The 23,877-nt window shown below is 55.0% G+C and carries 23 protein-coding genes; 6 read left to right on the forward strand and 17 right to left on the reverse strand.

The window, feature by feature from the left end; all coding sequences use genetic code 11:
* Nucleotides 1-40: 40 nt before the first annotated feature.
* From BR04_RS06810 to coaE, 17 genes are all read right to left on the reverse strand, one after another.
* The gene (locus tag BR04_RS06810) at nucleotides 41-991 is read right to left on the reverse strand and encodes a formylglycine-generating enzyme family protein (RefSeq protein WP_496355251.1); all 951 of its coding nucleotides are present in this window, start codon (nucleotides 989-991) and stop codon (nucleotides 41-43) included.
* Nucleotides 992-1,131: 140 nt separating this feature from the next.
* Nucleotides 1,132-1,329 carry a hypothetical protein gene (locus tag BR04_RS06815; protein WP_496355252.1) on the reverse strand — a complete coding sequence of 66 codons (198 nt, stop codon included), beginning with the start codon at nucleotides 1,327-1,329 and terminating at the stop codon, nucleotides 1,132-1,134.
* A gap of 105 nt (nucleotides 1,330-1,434) precedes the next feature.
* On the reverse strand, nucleotides 1,435-2,241 hold the full coding sequence (locus BR04_RS06820; RefSeq protein WP_496355253.1) for a phosphoribosylformylglycinamidine synthase subunit PurQ: 807 nt from the start codon (nucleotides 2,239-2,241) through the stop codon (nucleotides 1,435-1,437).
* Nucleotides 2,238-5,243, reverse strand: a complete 3,006-nt coding sequence (locus tag BR04_RS06825) for a phosphoribosylformylglycinamidine synthase subunit PurS (protein ID WP_496355254.1) — start codon at nucleotides 5,241-5,243, stop codon at nucleotides 2,238-2,240. Before BR04_RS06825 ends, BR04_RS06820 begins: the two co-directional genes overlap by 4 nt.
* A 34-nt stretch (nucleotides 5,244-5,277) precedes the next feature.
* Entirely contained in the window at nucleotides 5,278-6,618 is a 1,341-nt protein-coding gene (rseP, locus tag BR04_RS06830) for an RIP metalloprotease RseP (protein WP_496355255.1), read from the reverse strand.
* A gap of 32 nt (nucleotides 6,619-6,650) precedes the next feature.
* The gene (locus BR04_RS06835) at nucleotides 6,651-7,808 is read right to left on the reverse strand and encodes a 1-deoxy-D-xylulose-5-phosphate reductoisomerase (RefSeq protein WP_496355256.1); all 1,158 of its coding nucleotides are present in this window, start codon (nucleotides 7,806-7,808) and stop codon (nucleotides 6,651-6,653) included.
* Nucleotides 7,805-8,617: a phosphatidate cytidylyltransferase gene (locus tag BR04_RS06840; protein WP_496355257.1), complete on the reverse strand. Its 813-nt coding sequence runs from the start codon at nucleotides 8,615-8,617 to the stop codon at nucleotides 7,805-7,807. The genes BR04_RS06835 and BR04_RS06840 overlap by 4 nt, the downstream gene beginning before the upstream one ends.
* 103 nt (nucleotides 8,618-8,720) lie before the next feature.
* Nucleotides 8,721-9,461 (reverse strand): undecaprenyl pyrophosphate synthase, encoded by a 741-nt coding sequence (uppS, locus tag BR04_RS06845; RefSeq protein ID WP_496355258.1) that lies wholly within the window; start codon nucleotides 9,459-9,461, stop codon nucleotides 8,721-8,723.
* Nucleotides 9,451-10,008, reverse strand: coding sequence for a ribosome recycling factor (gene frr / locus BR04_RS06850; RefSeq protein ID WP_496355259.1), 558 nt, complete (start codon nucleotides 10,006-10,008; stop codon nucleotides 9,451-9,453). The genes uppS and frr overlap by 11 nt, the downstream gene beginning before the upstream one ends.
* A 44-nt stretch (nucleotides 10,009-10,052) precedes the next feature.
* Nucleotides 10,053-10,766, reverse strand: coding sequence for a UMP kinase (pyrH, locus tag BR04_RS06855; protein WP_496355260.1), 714 nt, complete (start codon nucleotides 10,764-10,766; stop codon nucleotides 10,053-10,055).
* Between the two features lie 4 nt (nucleotides 10,767-10,770).
* Nucleotides 10,771-11,367: a translation elongation factor Ts gene (tsf, locus tag BR04_RS06860; RefSeq protein ID WP_496355261.1), complete on the reverse strand. Its 597-nt coding sequence runs from the start codon at nucleotides 11,365-11,367 to the stop codon at nucleotides 10,771-10,773.
* A 154-nt stretch (nucleotides 11,368-11,521) separates the two neighbouring features.
* Nucleotides 11,522-12,370, reverse strand: a complete 849-nt coding sequence (gene rpsB, locus BR04_RS06865; RefSeq protein ID WP_496355262.1) for a 30S ribosomal protein S2 — start codon at nucleotides 12,368-12,370, stop codon at nucleotides 11,522-11,524.
* Between the two features lie 304 nt (nucleotides 12,371-12,674).
* A complete protein-coding gene (gene prmC / locus BR04_RS06870) occupies nucleotides 12,675-13,559 on the reverse strand; it encodes a peptide chain release factor N(5)-glutamine methyltransferase (RefSeq protein ID WP_496355263.1) in 885 nt (294 codons plus the stop codon).
* The gene (gene prfA, locus BR04_RS06875) at nucleotides 13,546-14,613 is read right to left on the reverse strand and encodes a peptide chain release factor 1 (protein WP_496355264.1); all 1,068 of its coding nucleotides are present in this window, start codon (nucleotides 14,611-14,613) and stop codon (nucleotides 13,546-13,548) included. Before prfA ends, prmC begins: the two co-directional genes overlap by 14 nt.
* A 122-nt stretch (nucleotides 14,614-14,735) precedes the next feature.
* Nucleotides 14,736-14,954, reverse strand: coding sequence for a 50S ribosomal protein L31 (gene rpmE / locus BR04_RS06880; protein WP_496355265.1), 219 nt, complete (start codon nucleotides 14,952-14,954; stop codon nucleotides 14,736-14,738).
* A 31-nt stretch (nucleotides 14,955-14,985) separates the two neighbouring features.
* The gene (gene rho, locus BR04_RS06885) at nucleotides 14,986-16,233 is read right to left on the reverse strand and encodes a transcription termination factor Rho (protein WP_496355266.1); all 1,248 of its coding nucleotides are present in this window, start codon (nucleotides 16,231-16,233) and stop codon (nucleotides 14,986-14,988) included.
* Between the two features lie 445 nt (nucleotides 16,234-16,678).
* Nucleotides 16,679-17,317 carry a dephospho-CoA kinase gene (coaE, locus tag BR04_RS06890; RefSeq protein ID WP_496355267.1) on the reverse strand — a complete coding sequence of 213 codons (639 nt, stop codon included), beginning with the start codon at nucleotides 17,315-17,317 and terminating at the stop codon, nucleotides 16,679-16,681.
* Nucleotides 17,318-17,701: 384 nt separating this feature from the next.
* On the opposite strand from coaE, the gene BR04_RS06895 reads away from it, so the two are divergent.
* From BR04_RS06895 to ahbD, 6 genes are all read left to right on the forward strand, one after another.
* Nucleotides 17,702-18,373 carry an adenylate kinase gene (locus BR04_RS06895; RefSeq protein ID WP_496355268.1) on the forward strand — a complete coding sequence of 224 codons (672 nt, stop codon included), beginning with the start codon at nucleotides 17,702-17,704 and terminating at the stop codon, nucleotides 18,371-18,373.
* 223 nt (nucleotides 18,374-18,596) lie between these two features.
* Nucleotides 18,597-18,800 (forward strand): 30S ribosomal protein S21, encoded by a 204-nt coding sequence (gene rpsU, locus BR04_RS06900; protein ID WP_496355269.1) that lies wholly within the window; start codon nucleotides 18,597-18,599, stop codon nucleotides 18,798-18,800.
* Between the two features lie 147 nt (nucleotides 18,801-18,947).
* Entirely contained in the window at nucleotides 18,948-20,240 is a 1,293-nt protein-coding gene (locus BR04_RS06905; RefSeq protein ID WP_496355270.1) for a bifunctional folylpolyglutamate synthase/dihydrofolate synthase, read from the forward strand.
* A gap of 133 nt (nucleotides 20,241-20,373) precedes the next feature.
* Nucleotides 20,374-21,561: a 12,18-didecarboxysiroheme deacetylase gene (gene ahbC / locus BR04_RS06910; RefSeq protein WP_496355271.1), complete on the forward strand. Its 1,188-nt coding sequence runs from the start codon at nucleotides 20,374-20,376 to the stop codon at nucleotides 21,559-21,561.
* A gap of 123 nt (nucleotides 21,562-21,684) precedes the next feature.
* The gene (gene hemB / locus BR04_RS06915) at nucleotides 21,685-22,659 is read left to right on the forward strand and encodes a porphobilinogen synthase (RefSeq protein WP_496355272.1); all 975 of its coding nucleotides are present in this window, start codon (nucleotides 21,685-21,687) and stop codon (nucleotides 22,657-22,659) included.
* Nucleotides 22,660-22,763: 104 nt separating this feature from the next.
* Nucleotides 22,764-23,858: a heme b synthase gene (ahbD, locus tag BR04_RS06920; RefSeq protein WP_496355273.1), complete on the forward strand. Its 1,095-nt coding sequence runs from the start codon at nucleotides 22,764-22,766 to the stop codon at nucleotides 23,856-23,858.
* Nucleotides 23,859-23,877: the final 19 nt, after the last annotated feature.

A 23,877-nucleotide genomic window follows, 5' to 3' on the forward strand; every position in this document is an offset into this window, starting at 1 on the left:
TCAGGTACAGTTTCCATTCCTATTCCGAGAAAAACTCCCCTCATCGCTCTCCAGCCAGACGGAACCCGATACTGTTAAAGCCCTTATCCGCCGCATAACGTCCCCTGCTGGCGGATCGGCAGCTTCGGGCGCTCCCGTACCAGGATCCTCCCCGTATCACCTTTTCCCCGCCAGGGCCCTGGTAGAGGGGGTTTTTCTCCCCTCCCCCCCTGCCATATTCCGCATAGGTGTCCTGACACCACTCCCAGACATTGCCATGCATGTCATGAAGTCCAAAGGCATTGGGTGGAAAACTGGCCACAGGAAGAGGCCCGGCCCTGTAGATGCCCCTGGAACAGTCCTGCAAGGGCTGCTCTCCATTGTAATTCGCCTGATCCGTTTCCAGGCAATCCCCGGAAAAAAAGGCCCCTGTACTGCCCGCACGCGCGGCATATTCCCACTCCGCCTCGCTGGGAAGCCGATATTTCAGGGTGGTGTCCAGGGTTTTCAGTTTCTGGATAAACAGCCGGACATCCTCCCAGGAAACCCGTTCCACGGGGCAGGCCTCACCACAATGCCGAAACCCCGCAGGATTTTTCCCCATCACGGCCTCCCACTGCCCCTGGCTCACTTCCGTTATCATAAGATAAAAACCACGGGTAAGGCTTACCTTGCGACGTATTTCATCATCATAGCGGGCCGGATCCTCAGGCAAGGATCCCATATGAAAACCGCCCGCCGGAATCCAGACAAAGGTCATGCCTAAGGAATTGGTCAGGGGTTCGGGACTTTCAGGTGGCGGGGCTGGGGTTTTTCTGACGAGAGGAGGCGGAGGGGGTGGGACGACAACCTTCTTTTCCTGAGGCTCCGGGTCTGCCACCTGCAGGACGGACTCCGGTTCCGGGGGAGGCGGGAAAAGGGGTTCCTGTGTCGGCGTCACCGGTTTTCCAGCACAGGCCACAAACATCATCCAGAGAAGGCAACAAAAGAAACGGGGAAAAAGGGCTGACATCCCGCAGTACTCCAAAATTGGGTAGGTAAGACATCATGTTTTCCATGGCCACCGAACATTTCCATGGCCTCCAAAGAAAAAGGGCCTTTCCGCAATAAACGGAAAGACCCTGCCTGTTTCAGAGCAACCTTCCGGATCAATCAGTGTTTGCCCCGTGCAAAACCTTCAATCCAGAGAATGTTGGCAAAATATGCCGGAAAGCCCAGAAGGACACCACCGATGAAATACCGGGCACCTTCAGCCGTTGCGATACCGGCATTTCCACCCATGACAATGAGAACCAGGGCGATCCACACAAGAGCATTCAAAACACTGGGCTTGACGGGAAGAAATTCCATGTTTTTCTCCTTTTCTAATTCTGATGGTTTGATGAACTTTATTGGGCCTTATTTTCAATCAATTTTCAGACATTTTGTCAATGGCTGAGGGAAAAAAAGTGCCATTCAGTCCGCAAAATGGGCAACCGCATTTCTGAAAAGACGCAGTCCCGGACTGTCTCCATCCATAACCGCCCGGCCTGTGGCCTTGATCCGTGTCCAGTCCGGATGATGGGTGAAATGGGTAAAGGCCTCGGGATGGGGCATAAGACCGAACACCCTGCCCGTGGGATCACAGATACCGGCAATGTCGTTCAGCGCTCCGTTGGGATTGAGGGGAAAACGTCCGGCTGCCGGAGAACCATCCGCCGCCGCATAGCGCAGCACCACCTGCTGACCGGCCTCAAGGCGGGACAGGATTTCAGGCTCCGCATAAAACTGCCCCTCCCCGTGACGTACGGGCAGAGGGAAAAAATCCATACCCCGGGTAAAGACACAGGGGCTTTCAGAATTTACCGTAAGATCCACCCACTGATCCCGGAAATTACCGCAGGCATTGTGCAGCAGTGCCACCTCCCTGCGGGTATAATCCTGAGCGAAACCAGGCAGCAGTCCGGTATTCACAAGGGTCTGAAAGCCATTGCAGATTCCCAGAACAAGGCGTCCCTCTGCAATGAAGCTCCGGATACTGTCGCCGAGAAAGGTCATGATCCGCACAGCCTGCACCACCCCTGCACCGTGATCATCTCCCCAGCTGAACCCCCCCCCAAAAACGAGGATATGAAAATCCTCCAGCCGCACCTCTTTGCCAATGAGAGCGTTGATATGCACCCGTTGCGCCACGGCTCCGGCCATTTCAAAGGCATGGGCCGTTTCCATGTCACAGTTGAGTCCGTAGCCTGTCAGCACCAGCGCCCTTACCTGCCTTGTCATATCCGATCTCCGAAAGGCTGTTTCCAGCTCTGTTTAAGGTCTGCAATGGAAAGCCGGAGAATCTCAGCCCCCCGCCGTCCCCGGATGCGCAGCTCCCCGTCTTCCCGGACATGGCCCAGGCAGGAAAGGGGCTGATCTTTAAAGAGGTTCAGGAAGTCCGTCTCCTTTTCCGCAGCCACCGTGACCAGAAGACGGCCACAGGATTCGGAGAAGAGCAGCACATCCTCCCGATCTTCGGGAATATCGTCCGCAATTTTCACGGCGGCAAGATCCACGTCCAGTCCAAGGCATCCTGCCATGGACATGAAGGCCAGATGTACCCCCAGGCCCCCCCGTCCCAGGGCATGGGTACTGGTGAACAGTTCTGCTTCCATGGCCTTTTCAAAAATCCGGTACAGAGAGAGGAAGCGTTCCGCCGCCACTTCCGGCACATTCAGGCCCACATATCCCAGAAAATCATAATATTCCGAAGCCCCCAGCTCATTGCGGGTCTCTCCCAGAAGATACAGTCTGTCTCCCGGTGTTTTCACGTCCAGGGTCTGGCAGCGGAACACATTTTCCACCACGGTGGTGGCGGAAAACTGAAGGGTTTCAAGGCCGGAAACCTTACGGGTTTCCCCAAAGGGCCCCTGAAGATGCCCGTCCACATACATGGAATCTTTTCCGGACAGAAGGGGAATCTGGTAAGCCTCGCACATGGCCTTGAGCGCTTTGCAGGAACGCACCAGCTGCGCGGCCTTGAAACGGCCATCGGGATTTTTTTCCGGATGAAACTGGATATCCGGCCAGCAGAAATTGTCCACCCCACCGATTTCAGACAGACGCCCTCCCACGGCCAGCAGCCTTCTCACCGCCTCGTCCATCACCGCACAGGTCATGTGACCGGCATCAATCCGGGAGTACAGGGGCTGAAGGGTCTGGGTAAAGGCGATTCCCCTGTTGGATGTCAGAACAGGCCGGATAACGGCCGCATCCGAAGGGATATCCCTTTCCCTTCCCACAAGGGGCTTGATGACAGAGCCAGCCTGCACCTCATGATCATACTGACGGACAATCCATTCCTTGGAAGCCAGGTTGGGCCGTGCAAGGAGAGCCTTTAAAAGACCTGCATAATCCGAAGGGGCACCGATGACCGGTTCATGCAGTCCCCGGAGTTTCGGCGGAATCCATTCACAGTCAAATTCCCACTGGGGGAACCCCTCCTCCAGAAGATCCATGTGCACCCAGGCTACGGTCTTGCCCTGCCAGGTGATTTCAAGGTAGCCCGTATCCGTATAGGTACCGATCCGTGTACTTTCCACGGCATGTTTTCTGGAAAGATCCATGAAGGCATCCAGATGTTCGGGCTTGACCGCCACGGTCATGCGCTCCTGGGACTCAGATACCCAGATTTCCCAGGGATCCAGCCCCGCATACTTCAGGGGCACCTGATCCAGGGCCACGGTGCAGCCACCGGCAAAACGGGCGGACTCGCCGATGGAAGAGGAAAGCCCCCCTCCCCCGTTGTCCGTGATAAAGGCAATGAGTCCCGCATCCCGGGCCTCCAGCAGAAAATCATGCATCTTCTTCTGGGTATAGGGATCGCCAATCTGCACATGGCCTGCGGGGGTATGGGCGCTGAAGGTTTCCGAAGAAGCCGTCACCCCGTGGATGCCATCCTTCCCCACCCGGCCTCCGCACATGACAATGCACTCACCGGGGCTTGTCACCTTCTCATGGCCCGGCTTGCCCGCAACCTCCCTGGGCATGATACCGAGGGCCGTCACAAACACAAGACATTTGCCCATATACCCACTGTGAAAGGTCACCTGACCGAAGGGGGTGGGCACACCGGACTTGTTACCGCCATCCCGTACCCCTTCCACCACGCCATCCAGAACACGCCTGGGATGCAGTCTCGGCTTCAGCGGGCCTTCGTAATCCAGATCCCCGACACAGAAGCCATAACTGCCCATGATGAGGCGCGCCCCACGGCCCGTGCCCAGAGGATCCCGGTAAACCCCGACGATACCCGTTATGGCTCCCCCGTAGGCCTCCATGTTGGAGGGGGAATTGTGCGTTTCCCCGGTAATCACATAATTCCAGTTTTCGTCAAATCGCGCGGCCCCCGCATTGTCCCAGAGCACGGAGACCACCCAGTCCTTCTGCTGCTGCATGTCCAGCGTCGGCTTCTGGATACAGGTTTTAAAGAGATTATCCAGGATCTCCGTCTCCCCTGTTTCCATATCCCTGTACCGGAAAAGCCCCCGGAACGTATTGTGGTTGCAATGATCGCTGCGCCCCTGGGCGATGTACTCAATTTCAATGTCCGTGGGCAGCTCCAGTCCCTTTTCCCTGCGGGAAGCGACAACTGCGGGCCGGAGAAAATATTCGCGGATAACGGGGATATCCTTGGGGTTCAGGGCAAGATTCCGGATCTTGCTCACAGCCCCCAGGCTTTCATCACTTTCAATGGCAATGGGGCTGACCACAGGACTGTGATTGAGGATCACCTTGGGGATGATCACCCCCACACCCTCTGCCGCATTCCAGTTTTCCGCGGTAAAAATGCGCCATTCCTGGATGATGTCATTGGCCAGAAGCTCTCCTGCGATACGGTGCATGAGACCGGTATCCAGATCCTTTCCCCGCACGCAGTAGCGTTTTGAGGTATACACCGCATCCTCGGGGTGCAGGGGACGCCCCAGCACGTCGGCGAGAGCTTCCAGGGCTGTGGCTCCGGCATTGTCCCGGACACCGGGACGGAATCCCACCCAGATACAGCCGTCAAAGGGCAGATCAAGAGGCGAAAAGGAGGCCACCTGGGTCACGGGATTGCAGAAAATACGGTTCGCTGCCAGGAGACACTCCGCCTGCGTCAGCTCCGCATCAAAGGTCAGAATCCGGACGCAGCGGACGGAATCCAAATGGATACCGAAAACATCGGCCACCTTTTTCTGTAAGGCCTGACCCTCGGCATCCGCCAGTTCCGGTTTCAGGGTGATTTCAAGTCTTGCCTGCATGATGTTTCCCCATTGCTCCCCTTGAAGAGGTTTTTTATCCGCGTATAAGGCGGACGATGTCATTATAAAAGGCAAAAACCATAAGGCTGAGAAGCAGGAAGATCCCTACCTGCTGGGCAATCTCCCGGCCACGGATTCCCACGGGTTTTCCCCGCACCAGTTCTATGGTGTAAAACAGAAGATGCCCGCCATCCAGCACAGGAATGGGCAGAAGGTTCAAAAGCGCAAGATTGACACTGATGACGGCTATAAAGGCCAGCAGGTTGCCGATGCCCTTGCGGGCTTCGCTTCCCGCCATCTGGGCAATCATGATGGGGCCGCCCAGGTTGTCCTTTGAGAGACTGCCCCGCACCATACGCACCAGAGCCAGACCCGTTACCCGGGCAATCTCCGCCGTCTGACGCGTCCCTTCCACCATGGCTCCGAAAAACCCCGGATGCATGGCCCGCGTATACGGTTCCGGAGAAATCCCCACCACATGCCGGGTCACCCGGCCTCCCATGCCATCGTCAAAAGACTCTTCCCTGGCCTGAAGTGTAAGGGACAGAATTTCTCCCTGCCTTTCCACGTCCAGCTTCAGGAGCCCTCCCCCCGTCGCCTGAATACGTTCGGCCATGGCCGACCAGGTGGGCGTGGGCTGACCATCCACACGGATCACACGATCTCCGGGCCGCAGACCCGCCGCAGAAGCAGGAAAGCCCTCCTTCACAAAACCGATAGTGGACGGAACAAAGGGGCTGGCTCCGATGCCCATACGCCTCTCCGTTCCCCCCAGAGCATCGGGAAACTCCATGGAAACCGCAAAAACGGCTACCTGCCGCCGCCCGCCGCTCCGCTCAATTTCAAATACCAGGGCCTGATCCGGTGACGCCCGGCGCACCCTTTTCGTGATCTCCTCCCAGGAGTCCACGGGCCTGCCATCGACACTCAAAACCAGGTCCCCGGTTCGCAGCCCTGCGGAAAATGCCGGGGAATCCGGTGTCACTTCTCCCACAACGGGTTCCATGACGGGCAGTCCATACCAGAAAACCAGCCCCCAGAGAAGCACAACGGCAAGGAGCAGGTTGAACACAGGCCCCGCAGCCACGATGAGCATGCGCCGCCATACCGGCTTGTGGGTAAAGGACAGAGGAAGATCCTCCGGAGGCAGATCAGCACCGGGCTCATCCCCCACCATCTTGACATAGCCCCCCAGAGGAATGGCGGAAATGCGAAAATCCGTACGTCCCGAAGTCCAGCCGACAAGTTTGGGGCCAAAACCGATGGAAAAACGCTCGACTCCGACTCCCAGTATGCGGGCCAGAAAATAATGTCCCAGTTCATGAATGAAAATCAGAATACTGAGCACCACAAGAAAAGAAAACAGGCTGGTCATGTCACCTCCGCATTCAGGGTAAAAACCGGAACTCAGGCAGATCCGCTCACAAGCGTTTCCGCAAGACTTCTGGCCCGGGCATCTGCACCGAGCACATCGTCCATATCCCGGATCTTCTGGTTTTCCGTACGCATCAGGGTCTCATGAATGATCTCAGCAATGCGGGTAAACCCTGTCCTGCCCTGCAAAAAGGCTTCCACAGCCACCTCATTGGCAGCATTGAGTACAGCGGGGAAAACGCCCCCCTCCCTGGCGGCTTCAAATGCAAGGCCAAGGCAGGGAAAACGCTCCAGATCCGGGGCCTCCATGCGCAGGTTCAGATTCGAAAAATCCGGCAGTTCCATCCTGAGGGGCAGGCGTTCAGGCCAGGACAGGGCCAGGGCAATGGCCCCTTTCATATCCGGTATCCCCATCTGGGCCATCACCGTGCCATCGCAGAAAGCCACCATGGAGTGCACCACACTCTGGGGATGCACCACCACCCCGATTTTTTCCACAGGCACAGAAAAAAGGTGCATGGCCTCAATCACTTCCAGCCCTTTGTTCATCAGGGTCGCAGAATCGATGGAAATTTTCCGGCCCATACTCCAGGTTGGATGGGCCAGGGCATCTTCGGGGCGGATGGCGGCAAAGGTTTTCCCATCCCGACAACGGAAAGGGCCGCCGGAAGCCGTCAGCAGCAGTTTTCCCACATCCTCCATCCGCTGGCCGGAAAGGCACTGGAAAATGGCCGAATGTTCACTATCCACGGGCAGAATCGCCCCCCCCGTCTCCTTTGCCAGGGGCATAAGAAGATCGCCTGCCATGACCAGGGATTCCTTGTTGGCAAGGGCCAGAGTTTTACCGGCCCGCACCGCTGCCACCGTGGGCAGAAGTCCGGCAGATCCCACAATGGCCGACACCACCGTATCCACACCAGGATCGGTGGCGGCAGCTTCATATCCCGCTTTCCCAAAAAGAAGATCCACTCCCCGGGTATCCGTAAGGGCTTGCAGCTGTCGGACATGGGCTTCGGTACGAAGCACCACCCGTTCCGGATGCAGCAGACGCATCTGTTCTGCAAGAAGGGGCACATTGTCCCCTGCGGCAAGCACCAGAGCACGGTAGCGCTCGGGAAAGGCCTGGATAATTTCCACCACATTCCGGCCTATGGATCCTGTAGATCCCAGAACAGCAATATTTTTCATCATGATCCAAAAAACCAGGTTCGCATCAGAAAAACCACGGGAGCCGCAAAGAGCAGGGCATCAATGCGATCCAGCATCCCGCCATGACCGGGCAGCAGGGTTCCCGAATCCTTGATTCCCGCCACCCGCTTCTGCATGGATTCAAAAAGATCCCCAAGGGGTGCCGTAAGAGCCGTGACAAGGGCAATGAAAAGCAGGGGCAGCAGGGCATAGTCCGTAAGGAAAAAAAGCTGAAAAATCAGAGCGACCACCAGCGTCAGTCCCACACCGCCTGCAAACCCCTCCAGGGTTTTGGCCGGACTGATGGCGGGCGCCAGCTTGCGCTTTCCCCAAAAACGCCCCGCATAATAGGCTCCGGTATCCCCGCAGCCCACCAGAAAGAGGGTAAAGAAAACCCAGGTGACCCCATGCTCCGTCATCCGCAAGGCCCCAAGACAGCCCAGGGGCAGGGCAATCCATAACAGTCCCTGCACCTCAAAGGGAATCAGGCCCAGGAGTCCTGGAAATCTGGCAAAACGCAGCATACACAGTGCAATGAGAACCATGAGTGCCAGAAACAGTCCCCCCATGAGAGCCGTCAGTCCCCAGAAACCGGACAGTACGAGAAAGGCCAGGCCCATGCGGGCCGCCCAGCGCAGTTCAGAATCCGCAGCCGTCTGAAACCGGGCATCCACAATGCGGTGATATTCTGTATGGGCAATCCCTGCCACAGCAAGAATCAGAAGGAAAAAAAGAAAGGGTCCTCCGGCTGCCAGCAGGGTAAAAAGAACAGGGAGGGCAAAAACAGCGGTAAGCCAGCGGGTTCCATGCATGTGCGATCTCCGTTTCAACCGGACGCACCGGTTTTCATGAAAAAAAAGGATCTCCCTTTATGGAAGATCCCACAGGCGGTCATGGGCAGCATCTCCCATGGATTTAGACATCTTTCACCTGACCAAAGCGTCTGTCCCTTTTTTGAAAATCACGCAGGATTTCAATATACTCCTCCCTTGAAAAATCCGGCCACAGGGTAGGGGTAAAGACAAATTCCGCATAGGCCAGCTGCCAGAGCATAAAATTGGAAAGACGCATCTCTCCGCTGGTACGGATCATGAGATCCGGATCCGGAAGATTTGCCGTATACAGATGGCGGGAAAGACTTTCCTCGGAAAGGCCTGCCGGATCCAGAAGTCCCTGGGCCACCTTGATGGCCACAGCCCGCATGGCCGTGACCATCTCAGAACGGGAACCGTAACTGAGACAGAGGGTCAGCACCATCCCCGTATTGCCGGCGGTTTCCGCCATAAGGGACTCCAGATCCGAGCGTACCCTTTCGGGAAGACTGTCCAGCTCACCAATGGCATTGAGACGAATGTTGTTCTCCAGCATTTCCCCACGTTCGGAAATCAGGAAACGCTGGAGCAGATGCATCAGGGCCGTCACCTCCACCTTGGGCCGTTCCCAGTTCTCCGTGGAAAAAGCGTAGAGGGTGAGGTAGGGAATGTTCAGCTCCCTGCTGGTACGCACCACGGTGCGCACCGTTTCCGACCCCTTCTCATGGCCCATGACACGGTTCAGCAGGCGTTTTTTTGCCCAGCGTCCATTGCCATCCATGATGATGGCCACATGAACGGGCATGCGCTCCGCCAACAGCCCTGGAGGCAGATCAGAATTCAAGGATTTCCTTCTCCTTCGCCTTCTGGAGCGTCTCAAGCTGGACGATATGATCGTCTGTCATTTTCTGCACCTGATCCTGCCCCCTGAACATTTCGTCTTCGGCAATATCTCCGTCCTTTTTAAGCCCTTTCAGGGTTTCATTGGCGTCCCTGCGCAGGTTACGGATACCGACCTTGTACTCTTCACAGGTTTTTCCCACCTGCTTGACAATGTCCTTGCGCCGTTCCTCCGTAAGGGGAGGAATGGAAATCCGGATGACCTTGCCATCATTGGAAGGCGTCAATCCCAGGTTGGCACGGAGAATACCTTTTTCAATTTCCTTCAGAGCCGTGGCATCCCAGGGCTGCACCACCAGCAGCCGGCTTTCCGGTGTGGAGATGGAAGCCATCTGGTGCAAAGGCGTCGGCGTACCGTAATAATCCACACGTACGGCATCCAGCATGGTGGGCGTTGCCCGCCCCGTCCGTACCTTCTGTAACTCTGCCTTCAAGCCCTCAACGGCTTTGCCCATTTTCTCCTGCGTGTCCTGAAAAACGGTATTCAGCATACTCATATCCTCTCACTTTGGCCTGAGTTTTTTAAAGTCCAGGATCAGCGAATCAGGGTACCGACTTCTTGATCACCACAAACCACACGGGCCACATTCCCCTGACCCAGCAGGTCAAAGACGCTCAGGGGCAGTCCATTATCCATGGCCAGAGAAATGGCCGTCATATCCATAACCTGAAGCTGACGCTCCAGAACTTCCATATAGGAAAGATTCCGGATAAAACGGGCATCAGGATTCTTCACGGGATCGGAGTCGTAGACGCCATTCACCTTGGTGGCCTTCAGGAGAATTTCCGCATGAATTTCCTGGGCCCGCAATACGGCGGCGGTGTCCGTTGTAAAGTAAGGACTCCCCGTACCCGCAGCAAAAATCACGATGCGATCCTTTTCCAGATGCCGCACCGCACGCCGCAGAATGAAGGGTTCACAGACCTCGTGCATGGATATGGCAGACTGCACACGGGTCTGAAGCCCCTTGCCCTCCAGCGTTCCCTGAAGGGCAAGGGAGTTGATCACCGTTGCCAGCATGCCCATATGATCGGCGGATGCGCGGTCCATACCATAGGAACTGGCGGCAATGCCACGGAAAATGTTGCCTCCGCCCACCACCACCGCCACCTGTACCCCGAGTTTATGCACAGATCGGATTTCTTCGGCCACATACTGCAAAATATCCGGCCGGATACCAAACCCCTGGTCGCCCATAAGGGCTTCCCCGCTCAATTTCAACAATATCCGCTTATATCTGGGCTTCAAGGTATCAGGCTCCAATCTGGAAGCGGCTGAACCGCTTGATCACAATGTTTTCCCCAATTTTACTCACGGTATCATTCAGAACTTCCTGAACCGTCAGTTTGGGCTCTTTAATGTAGGGCTGGGAAAGCAGGCAGACATCTTTATAAAATTTGCTGATTTTTCCTTCAACAATCTTGTCCACCATATTGGCAGGCTTGCCTTCTTCCATGAGCTGGCCCCGGTAGACATCTTTTTCCCGCTCAACCACCTCAGCAGGAATTTCTTCCGAAGAAAGGCCCATGGGGGCTGCAGCGGCAATGTGCATGGCGATATTGCGGCAGAACTCAATAAAATCGTCATTCTTGGCCACAAAATCCGTTTCACATCCCACTTCCACCAGAACACCGATTTTGCCACCCATATGAATATAGGCTTCCACACGGCCTTCGGAAGCTTCCCGGCCTGCTTTCTTCTTGGCTGTTGCCAGACCTTTTTTTCTTAAGAAATCAATGGCTTTTTCAATATCCCCATCATTTTCTTTCAGAGCTGCCTTGCAATCCATAATTCCGGCACCGGTTTTGGCCCGGAGATCCTTTACCATTTCCGCACTGATTTCCGCCATGGGAGCTATTCACCTTTCCAAAATCAGAATCTCCGCAAAGAACTCAGGCAACCCGGAAGCCGTCTCAGTCCTTTGCGGTATTCTTTATGTTCATTGAAGATATGCTATCTGTTAAAGACCTGCTTCAAAATTGGCTGAAATTTTTAAGAGCTGCTTATTCCGCAGCATCTTCCACATCAGCAACACTGCTTTTCCGGATCACTTCAATCACAGGGCCATCACTGCCGTCGGCAATAACCTTGCGCTCACCCGGTTTCAGGTCTCCTGCAACGGATACGGTGTCCTGATCCTTGTCCGTCACCGCATGCATTTTTTCATCATAGCGGCCCCGACCTTCAAGATAGGCATCGGCAATGCGGGAAGCGATGAGACGGATGGCACGGATGGCATCATCGTTACCGGGAATGGGATAATCAATATCATCGGGATCACAGTTGGTATCCACCACGGCAACGGTAGGAATGCCAAGGCGTTTGGCTTCCTTCACGGCAATGGCTTCGTTCTTGGGATCAATGATGAACATGCAGCCGGGAAGACGGGGCATGTTCTGGATGCCGCCCAGGGTGGCTTCCAGTTTTTCCTGATCCTTGATCATGGAAAGCCTTTCCTTTTTGGGGAAAAGCTCAATGGAACCGTCATTCTGAATATTTTTCAGATATTTCAGGCGCTCAATACTCTGCTTCACGGTCTGGAAATTGGTCAGCATCCCACCCAGCCAGCGATTCTGCACATAATATGCTTCCGCACGGTTGGCCTCTTCATAGATGGCTTCACGGGCCTGCTTTTTGGTACCGACAAACAGGATGGGGGCACCGGAAGCTCCGACATCCGCAACAAAATCATAGGCCCTGCGGAACATTTTCACGGTTTTCTGGAGATCCAGAATATAAATCCCGTTCCGTGCACCAAAAATATAGGGCTTCATCTTGGGATTCCAGCGCTTGGTCTGATGACCAAAGTGAACACCCGCTTCCAGCAATTCCTTCATTGTGACATACGCCATGGTTGCAGCTCTCCTTGTGGGGATATCCCCTTTAACGTGGTTCAGCCACCGCTTTCTTCCCTTCCGGATCCAACCGCATGCGGCACCGGGATCCGGATCCAAAAGCGTGCAGAATACTGCCAGTTGAAAGACCTCAGCCCTTCAGCCGGACACACAAAAGGCCCTTCCTCATGAAAGGGCTTCCTATGGGCAAAAACGACTCCGTCAAGCCCACACAGCATATAAACCTGACATCAATAGCAGATCCCTGGCCAGATGGGCAAGAGTTTAGTTCCCTGATACGGGGAAAAAGACAAACCCCAAGCTATCTGCGCCGCATCCCCAGCACCCTGTCCTGCCCACCAAAATCCTTCCTGCAGGAAAAACAGTCATAAGCAGCACTTTCCATAAAAATATCCGTTACATGGACACACTGGTCATAGCCGATCTCAAGAAGAAAAGCCCCGCCTGGACGCAGAAAACCTGCTACTTCCAAAGCCAGACGACGGTAGGCCTCCAGGCCGTCAGCCCCACCATCCAGAGCAAGCGGCGGTTCATAATCCCGCACTTCCGGCGCAAGGGCAGCCACATGGGCCGTTGGAATATACGGCGGATTGGAAACCACAAGATCAAACAGCACACCAGGACGCAAGGCAGTGCACCAGTTCCCCACAATGGGGAATACACGCCGCCCAAGACCCGTTCGTTCGATGTTTTTCAGGGCAAGCCTGCATGCCGCCAGGGAAAGATCCACCGCCACCACCTGGCAGAGGGGACGCTCCGACGCCAGGGCCAGGGCAATACAGCCCGTACCCGTTCCAAGATCCAGAACCCGACAGGGAGACTCCAGGGGCAGACAGCTCAGGGCTTCGGTTACCAGGGTTTCCGTATCCGGCCTTGGAATCAGCGCTTCAGGCCCTGCAACAAGATCCAGGGTCCAGAAACTGCGCTCTCCCGTGATATGGGCCACCGGCTCCCGCCGTATCCGCCGCCGGATCATTTCCCGATAAAATGCCCGCTCTTCAGGATTCATGGGCTGATCAAAACGCAGATACAGATCCAGACGGGAAATATCGAGGCAATGGGAAAGAAGGAGTTCTGCGGTCAGACGGGGACTGTCGATGCCATGGGTAGCGAAATATTCCGTGGTCCAGCGCAGAACCTTTCCGATGTTCCAGAGTGCCCCTGCTTCCGCCTCATCTGCGACCATGCTGCAGGGCCTCCGCCTGATAATGGGTTCTCAGGGCCTCAACAAAGGGATTCAGGTCTCCTGCCAGCACAGCGTCCAGACGGTACAGGGTGAGACCAATGCGATGATCCGTTACCCGGCCCTGGGGAAAATTGTAGGTACGGATACGACCTGAACGATCTCCCGTCCCCACCTGCTCTTTCCGATCCGCAGAGCGCCTGGCTTCCTGTTCCTGACTGATGACATCATAAATCTTGGCCCGCAGAACCTGCATGGCCTTTGCCTTGTTCTTATGCTGGGATTTTTCATCCTGACACTGCACCACGATATTGGTGGGGATATGGGTGATACGCACCGCAGAATCCGTGGTGTTGACATGCTGTCCGCCCGCCCCCTGAGAACGGTAGGTGTCCACCCGGAGATCCTTTTCATCGATGTGGACATCCACTTCTTCGGCTTCGGGCAGCACAGCAACGGTGACGGCGGACGTATGAATACGCCCCTGAGCTTCGGTGGCAGGCACCCTCTGCACCCGGTGGGTGCCGGATTCATATTTCATGGAGGAATAGACCCCCCTGCCCTGCACCATGGCCACAACTTCCTTGAAACCGCCCACATCCGGTTCACTGGCATCCAGGATCTCCACCTTCCAGCCCGCATTTTCCGCAAAACGGACATACATGCGAAAAAGATCCCCGGCAAACAGGGCCGCCTCGTCTCCGCCGGTTCCGGCACGGATTTCCAGAATGATATTTTTTCCGTCATTGGGGTCTTTGGGAATAAGCAGAAGATTCAGCTCATGACCCAGGGTAAGTTCCAGATCCGTAAGACGCCTGGATTCCTCTTCGGCCATTTCCCGTATCTCGGGATCCGCATCCCGCAAAAGGCCCTCATTCTCCCTTTTTTCCTGAACCACCTCCCGATAACGGCGGAAAACCGTCACCAGCTCAGCCAGCTCCCCATGCTCCCGCATATACTTCTGATAGGCCTCACGATTCCCCAGAACCGCAGGATCGCTCATCAGACGCTCCAGCTCCACAAAACGGTCTTCAACTCCCGCAAGCTTTTCAAGCATCTTTGTTTCCTTCATGCCCTGCTGTTTTTTTCCAAAAAGAAAACCGGCAAATGCCGGCCCTGTCTTCATGCAAGACAAAAAACCCCGCGATACACCTGCGGGGCTGTTCATTCATCAAAAAATTATTTTGCAAGCTGGTTCTGGTAATTTCCATATTTTTTACGGAAACGGTCAATTCGGCCTTCAGTATCTACCAGTTTCTGCTTACCCGTAAAAAAAGGATGGCAGGCGGAACAGATTTCCACGCGGATATCCTTTCGGGTGGAACCGGTTTCAATAACACTGCCACAGGCACAGGTGATGGTGGTCTGTTCGTACGCGGGGTGAATACCTTCTTTCATCGTCAACTCCTGATGATCCCAAGGGATAGGGTTATGCGTTCATGGAATCCAGAAAATCCTGGTTGTTCTTCGTACCGGTCATCTTATCGAGCAAAAATTCCATACTGTCAATGGAATTCAGAGAACTCAGAAGCTTGCGGAGAATCCAGACCCGATTGATCACTTCCTGGGAAAGGAGCAGATCTTCCTTGCGGGTACCGGATTTTTTGATGTCAATGGCGGGGAAAGTTCTGCGATCGGCTATTTTACGATCCAGCACAAGCTCCATATTGCCCGTGCCCTTGAACTCCTCAAAAATAACCTCATCCATACGGCTGCCTGTTTCCACAAGTGCCGTGGCAATAATGGTGAGACTGCCCCCCTCTTCCACGTTCCGGGCTGCACCAAAGAAACGCTTGGGACGGTGCAGGGCATTGGAGTCCACACCACCGGAGAGAATCTTGCCCGAAGGCGGCATCACCGAGTTGTAGGCCCTGGCCAGGCGGGTTATGGAATCCAGAAGGATCACCACATTCTTTTTATGTTCCACAAGACGCTTGGCCTTTTCAATGACCATCTCCGCCACCTGCACATGACGCTCCGCAGGTTCATCAAAGGTGGAACTGATCACCTCGGCGTTCACGTTTCTGGCCATGTCCGTTACTTCTTCAGGGCGTTCATCAATCAGGAGGACAATGGGAACCACATCATCATGATGGGCAATGATGGAGTTGGCGATGTTCTGCATGAGCATCGTCTTCCCCGCACGGGGAGGCGACACGATGAGACCGCGCTGGCCAAAACCAATGGGAGTGAGAAGATCCATGATACGCATGGAATAGTTATCCCGTTCTCCCTCCAGATGAATCTTGCTGTCCGGATACAGGGGAGTCAGGTTGTCAAAGAGAATTTTTTCCCTGGCAACCTCCGGATCCTCATAGTTGATCGCCTCCACCTTGAGCAGGGCAAAATATCGCTCCGACTCCTTGGGCTGACGGATCTGACCGGATACGGTATCCCCGGTTCTCAGATTAAAACGACGGATCTGTGAGGGAGAAACATAGATGTCATCGGGCCCTGGAAGATAATTACAATCCGTGGACCGGAGAAATCCGAAACCATCGGGCAGAATTTCCAGCGTGCCTTCTCCATAGATCAGACCATTTTTTTCAATCTGAGCCTGCAGCAGGGCAAAAATCAGCTCCTGCTTGCGCATTCCCGCAGCGCCATCAATGTTGAATTTTTTGGCAAGGCGGGTCAGATCCTTGATCTTCATTTCCTTGAGTTCGGTGATATTCATGAACCTTTACACCTTAAAATAAAAGTATGGATGTTCTCTTCCGGAAAGCATGGCATCCAGATTACCAGGGGGAATTCAGGGGCAGCATAAAAAAACCCGCTTCCGGCCGGAATGGTACCCGCATTGCTGTTCTAAGGAAAAACGTATCGGAAATCGATTCAGTTTGTTCCGAAAAGAGTCAGGGAGCGAAGCAGATGGTTCGTAGGTAAAGGTAAGGCAGGAAATGCATTACTCATCTCGTAGTCCCTCATTATTTCCAATCTGGAACAATGATTTAGCATAAATATCCCATTGACTTTTTCTGGTCAAGAATTTTAATGCCCCTTCAATGAAAAATCAGCTTTTTGACATTTTGAAAAACGGATGCCCATGGCCCTGAGATCCAGCTCCCGTTTTCCCCAGCCATCACTTCCGTTTCCTGTCTCCCGTCAAAAACAAAACAGATTCAGGCAACATCGTCCGGATCCGGATCCCGACCCTCCAGCACACCCGACCCGATCCACCCCCGCAGCCAGGCTTCCATATCCTCCGGCGTTCCCGTGTTTTCCAAAACAAAATCCGCCCTTCCGGCCTTTTCCTTCAGGGGCATCTGAATCTGGATCAACCGTTCCGCCGAAAGCGGATCTACACCGTCCCTTGTCATCAGCCGGGCCATCTGCACCTCCCGGGGAACAGACACAACAAGCACAAGATCAAAAAAAGCTTCCCGGCCCGTCTCATACAGAAGGGGAAATTCCACCACCACAGCTTCCGCACCGGCCTCCCCATAACGGAGCAGAGCCGCATCGAGAAGACGGTAAACCACCGGATGAATGGCTGCCTCCATCCGGGCCTTGGCAGCAGGATCCCGCGTGAGACGTTCCCGAAGCCAGGCACGGTTCAGCTGACCATCCGGCCCCACAGCCGCAGGCCCGAAGTCTGCTACCAGGGCATGGTAAGCTGGCATGCCGGGCATCACGGCATCCCGTGCAAGGGCATCCAGATCCACCACAGGAAACCCCATATCCGCAAGCAGCCGACACGCTGAAGACTTCCCGGAACCTGCACCGCCGGTTACCGCAATTTTCACAAGTTTCTTTTTCATAACCAGCACCCTTGCGTCGCCTTGTAAAAAAATCCGGTATGAAAACCAGCAGCATAGAAACAGAAGGATGCTGTCTCCATAGCCGCTTACCCGGCTTCCATGCAAGTCTTTTTTACATAAAAACAGTGGTACAAGAAAAAAAACAGCTATCCGGAAAGGACTATCCCGGAAAGATGCTGCACAAAATCCAGGCGCACAGCAAAAAGACCATGGAGACAGGATCAAAAACACGCCGCACCTTGACAATCGCCCCTGCTTCTAATAGGTAATGTCCGGTTTTTCATCCCATGCAAGGATAAGGTTCCCCCGTGCGGTGCAACCTTTCTGGAATACATATCCGTTTTATCAATATTTATAGTTTTTTATGAAAGGAGCTTTATTTCCATGAACATTCTTTTTTTCGGACCCAACGGCAGCGGCAAGGGAACCCAGGGCGCTATCCTGAAAGAAAAATACAAAGTTCCCCACATTGAATCCGGTGCTATTTTCCGTGAAAACATCAAGGGCGGTACCGAACTGGGTAAAAAAGCCAAAAGCTTCATTGACGCCGGTGATCTCGTTCCCGATGACATTACCATCCCCATGATCCTGGATCGTCTTCAGCAGGCAGACTGCAAGAATGGATGGCTTCTGGACGGCTTTCCCAGAACACCGGTACAGTCCCAGAAGCTGGATGACTCCCTGAAAGCTGCTGGCATCAAACTGAACTTTGTTGTGGAAATCGAACTGGATCGGGAAATTGCCAAAGGCCGCCTTACCGGTCGCCGCCTCTGTGAAAATGACCCCAACCACCCCAACAACGTCAACATCCCTGCCATTGCTCCCAAAGACGGCAAATGCCGGGTATGCGGCGGAGCCCTCTCCACCCGCACCGATGACATTGATGAATCCGCCATCGACAAGCGTCATGACATCTACTACGACGCCAAAGAAGGTACCCTGGCCTCCGCCTATTACTTCCGTGACCGTGCTGCCCAGGATAACACCAAATACATTCTTCTGGACGGCTCCAAAAGTGTTCCTGAAGTAACCGATGCGCTTGTTGCCCAGCTCTGATCCCTACCCGGAGGGGATTTTTCCCCTCCCCTGAAATATTATTTGCCTTATTGTCCAAAACCGGGTACATAAGTCCGGTTTTGGACGGTTTTTTTCGAACAGAAAAACGATGCCCTCCGCATTCGTTTTTTATTTTTTTGACACTCTTTAGTTCTGGTTTTCAATACCCGGATTCCGAAGTTTTTCCTTGTTCGGAATCGCGGAAAGAAAGGGGCGATGTACTGTGAAGGAAATCGAAGTTCGTGTTATGGATAACGACCTCGAAAAGGCCATGCGGATTCTGAAGAAAAAAATTCAGAACGACGGACTTTTTAAGCGACTGAAGCTTAAAAAAAGCTATGAGAAGCCCAGCGAATACAAGCGCCGCAAACAGCGGGAAGCTCAGCGCCGTCAGCGGATTGCTGCATCACGCAAATACAAGAAGTAAAGCCCCGCTCCCGCTCAGAAGAAAACATTGCCGTTTCAACCCGGACAATTTTCCAACAGAAAGTTTGTCCGGGTTTTTTTTGCCACTTCGATTTTTTTGAGACTGCACGCCACAAGACCCTGATCCCCAAAGTCCCGGCAGGTATCCATGCTCCCAGTATCTCCTGATTTTTCAAAACTCTACAGCCGCCAGCGTCTGGGGATCCGTCCCGGGCTTGAAGGCATTACCGCACTCCTGCAACGTCTTGACAATCCCCAGCAGTTTTTCCCTGTCATCCATGTGGCAGGCACCAACGGTAAAGGGTCGGTGGCCTCCCTGCTGGCCGCCATTCTTGAAAGCGCAGGCTACCGTACAGGACTGTACACCTCTCCCCACCTGATCCATTTTGGTGAACGTTTCCGCATTGGGGGCACTGTTCCCGATGACAGAACACTGGCCGAACTGGTGGCAGTGGTGGAAACCGTCGATACACCGGAACATCCTGCCACCTTTTTTGAATTCACCACAGCCATGGCCTTTCTGCTTTTTGCCCGCGCCAGGGTGGATATTGCCGTCATGGAAACGGGGATGGGAGGCCGCTGGGATGCCACAACGGCCTGCAATCCCGAGGTCTGCGTTATCACCACCATCGGCATGGATCATGGTGAATTTCTCGGCAGCACCCCCAAGGCCATTGCCGGCGAAAAGGCGGGAATTCTCAAACCCGGTGTACCTGTCATCACCGGCGTACAGCAATCCGAAGCCCTGGAGGTAATCCGCAGGCAAGCCGAACTGCATCAGGCCCCCCTCCGGGTTCTGGGCAAGGATTTCCATATCCGCCCCACAGCCTCAGACCTTTATGCATACGAAGGAAAAAGACTCATTTCCGGTCTCAGTCCGGCCCTTCCGGGGAAACATCAGGCTTCGAACCTCGCCCTTGCCATCGCCGCCCTGGAAAGTCTTGCTGAACAGCAGAGTTCACGGTTTCCCTTTTCTGAAACGGCCATCCGGCAGGGGCTTACACGTCACACCTGGCCTGCCCGAATCCAGACGCTTTCCGAAAACCCCCTTGTACTGCTGGACGGTGCCCACAACAAAGAAGCCGCCGAAGCACTGGCCGCCTACCTGGAGCAAAGTACTCCGACTCCAAGAACCCTGCTCTTTGGCGTGCTGGGAGACAAGGATGCTGCTGCCATGCTGGATCTCCTCACCCCGCTTTTTTCCCGGATCGTTCTCACCCGTCCGGACAGCCCGAGAAGCCTTGACCCGGAAACCCTTGCCCCCCTGCTCGCCAATTCCCTGCCCTTTGACATCCGCCCCCGGGTGAGGGATGCCCTGCCCTTTGCCCTGGCCCACACCCCGAAAACGGGATGCCTCTGTATTGCCGGTTCTTTGTATCTTGCGGGCGAAGTTCTGGCGCTCTTGGACTTGCCGGAAAAAGCGGGAAGGGGTATAGCATGACAGTTTTACGTCCCAAGGGAAGGTTCGGCGGGTGCGGCTCGATACGGAGACGGGTTTTCGCAGGTTCCCCCGGCCTTTCACGAATGTGAGGGAGATTTTCCCTTACCCCGCCATTTTCTCCGACAGGTGAGCCATGATCGGAATCTCCAAACTCTACTGCGGCACAGTCGAGCCTTCGGATGCCCTGCGCTACGGACGACACTCCGGAAGCCTTCCTTCCCATCTTCTGCAGTTTTCCGAAGACAAGAAACCCGTCGTGGTCTGGAACATGACCCGGCGCTGCAACCTCAAATGTGTCCACTGCTACGCCCATGCCAAAGATGAAGCCTTTGCCAACGAGCTTTCCACGGAAGAAGGCAAGGCCCTGATCCGGGATCTTGCGGCTTTCGGGTCTCCGGTGATGCTCTTTTCCGGCGGCGAACCCCTGATGCGAAAAGACCTTCCGGAACTGGCCGAATACGCCGTATCCCAGGGCATGCGGGCCGTCATCTCCACCAACGGTACCCTTATCACCAGGAAAAAGGCAAAACGCCTGAAAGAGGTGGGCCTTTCCTATGTAGGCATCAGCCTCGACGGCATGGAAACTGTCAACGACCACTTTCGGGGCGTGAAAGGAGCGTTCCAGGCCGCTCTGGAGGGTATCCAAAACTGTCAGGAAGCAGGCATCAAGGTGGGCTTGCGCTTTACCATGAACAAGCAGAATGTTTCCGAAATTCCGGGCATCTTCGATCTGCTCGAAAAAATGGAAATTCCCAGGGTCTGTTTCTATCATCTCGTGTACGCGGGCCGGGGCTCCAAACTGGTGGAAGACGATCTTTCCCATGAAGAAACCCGTAAAGCCCTGGATCTCATTCTGGAACGCACAAGGGATCTCCATGAACGTGGAAAACCCAAGGAAGTGCTTACCGTGGACAACCACGCGGATGGCCCCTACATTTACCTGCGGCTTTTAAAGGAAGATCCGAAAAGGGCGGCGGAGGTGATGGAACTTCTCAAAATGAATGAGGGCAACTCTTCCGGACGCGGTATCGGCTGCGTTTCCTGGGATGGCGAAGTTCATGCCGACCAGTTCTGGCGTCATAAAAGCTTTGGCAATGTGCGGAAACGCCCCTTTTCCCAGATCTGGTCCGATCCGGAGGATACGCTTCTCACCGAGTTGAAAACCAAAAAGGATTTCATCACAGGCCGCTGCGCCTCCTGTCGCTGGCTGGACATCTGCGCTGGCAACTTCCGGGTGCGGGCCGAAGCCCTCACAGGTGATGTCTGGGCTCCGGATCCGGCCTGTTATCTCAGTGATGCGGAAATCAGCCAGAGCCTCTGAATTTCCGGCCTGTCCTGAAACCGGTATTTCTATTTCAGATAATCGCCCCAAGCAACGGCCGCACTTCCTTAATTCGTGAAGGCGGCCGTTTTCTTCCCCCATGTTTTTCCAAGGAGACCTGCCATGCTTTTTCCCGATTCCCGTCCCAGACGTCTGCGCCAGAGTGAGATTCTCCGCAGTATGGTGCGTGAGACAAGGCTTCATGTGGACAACCTCGTGCTGCCCCTTTTTGCCGTACCCGGCAAAGGTGTGGAAAAACCCATTCTGTCTCTGCCCGGTCACGCCCAGCTTTCCTGCGACAACATCCGCAAAAAAGCAAAGGAAGCAAGGGATCTTGGCATTCCTGCGGTGATTCTCTTCGGCGTTCCCGACAAAAAAGACCCCCTGGGAACGGAAGCCTACAAAAAAGACGGCATCGTGCAGCAGGCGGTGAAGGCCGTGCGGGATGCCGTTCCGGACATGATGGTCATCACCGATGTCTGTCTCTGCCAGTTCACCGACCACGGCCACTGCGGCATTGTGGAAAAGGGCCGGGTTGACAACGACGCCACCCTGGACCTCCTTGCCCGCATCGCCGTCAGCCACGCCAAGGCCGGAGCCCACATGGTGGCCCCCTCGGACATGATGGACGGCCGGGTGGCGGAAATCCGCGACGGTCTCGATCAGGAAGGCTACACGGACGTGCCCATCATGAGCTATGCCGTGAAATACGCCTCCGCCTACTACGGCCCCTTCCGGGAGGCCGCCAACAACAAGCCCGGATTCGGCGACCGCAGAACCTATCAGATGGATCCGGCCAACAGCCGGGAAGCCATGCGGGAAGCCACCATGGATGTGGAGGAAGGGGCCGACATTCTCATGGTGAAGCCCGCCCTCGCTTATCTGGATGTCATCACCCGCCTGAAGGATGAAATGGATCTGCCCATCGCCGCCTACAGTGTTTCCGGTGAATACGCCATGATCCGGGCTGCGGCGGAAAGGGGATGGATCGACGGGGATGCGGTGATGATGGAAACCCTTACCGCCATCCGCAGGGCCGGTGCGGACATTATCCTCACCTATTTTGCCATGGATGCGGCCCGCAGGCTCAGGGACTGATTTCTACCCTGCCCATCCATACCCCCCTGGGCGCTTTCTCCACCCTCATCCCGGCAGAAAACGCCCATACTTGTGCTGCATTTTCAAAAGGAAGGATAAAAGGCATGCACCCCAAAAACATAGCCCACGGGACACCGTCGGGAAGACGGGATAGCCTGCGCCTTGTGGCCTGGGAAACCACCCGAAGCTGTAACCTGAACTGTATCCACTGCCGGGCTGCGGCCCGAAATATCCCCTACCCCGGAGAGCTCACTACGGAGGAGGCCTTTCGGCTCCTGGAAGAAATCCGGGAACTGGGGGAAGTGATTGTGATCCTTACCGGGGGCGAACCCCTGATGCGCAAGGATATTTTTGAAATCGCCCAGCATGGTACAAGCCTTGGTCTGCGCATGACCATGGCTGTCAACGGCACACTGATGACACCGGAAATTGCCAGCCGCATGGCCGAAACAGGCATCCGGCGTATTTCCATCAGTCTGGACGGTGCAACGGCAAGGGTTCATGATGATTTCCGGGCCATGCCCGGTGCCTTCGAAGGGGCCATGCAGGGTATCCGCAACGCCAAAACTGCAGGGATTGAGTTTCAAATCAACACCACCATCACCAAGAAAAATCTGGAAGAAATCCCAAAAATTCTGGATCTTGCCGTTTCCCTCGGCGCTGCGGCCCATCATATCTTTCTGCTGGTACCCACGGGCCGGGGTAAGGAAATTGAGGAAACCGCCATTGACGCGGCCCAGTATGAAGAAACCCTCAACTGGTTTTACGATCAGCGGGACAAGGTTCCCCTGCAACTCAAGGCCACCTGCGCCCCCCATTATTACCGGATTCTGCGGCAGCGGGCAAAGGCAGAAGGAAAAACCATCTCCCCTGCCACCCATGGTCTTGATGCCATGACAAGGGGCTGTCTGGGAGGAATCGGATTCTGTTTCGTCTCCCATGTGGGCGAGGTGCAGCCCTGCGGCTTTCTCGAAACCCTCTGCGGCAATGTGAAGAAAGAATCTTTTGTGGATATCTGGAAAAAATCCCCCACCTTTCTGAGGCTGCGGGATTATGACCAGCTTTCAGGAAAATGCGGCCCTTGCGAATACCGGGCCGTCTGCGGTGGATGCCGGGCACGGGCCTATGAGGCCACGGGGGACTACATGACTGAAGAACCCTTATGCCTCTACCAGCCAGAGGATAAAAAGCAGGCCTGAAACTCTGTCCAGGCACCCC

The sequence above is a fragment of the Desulfobotulus sapovorans DSM 2055 genome (assembly GCF_059569355.1).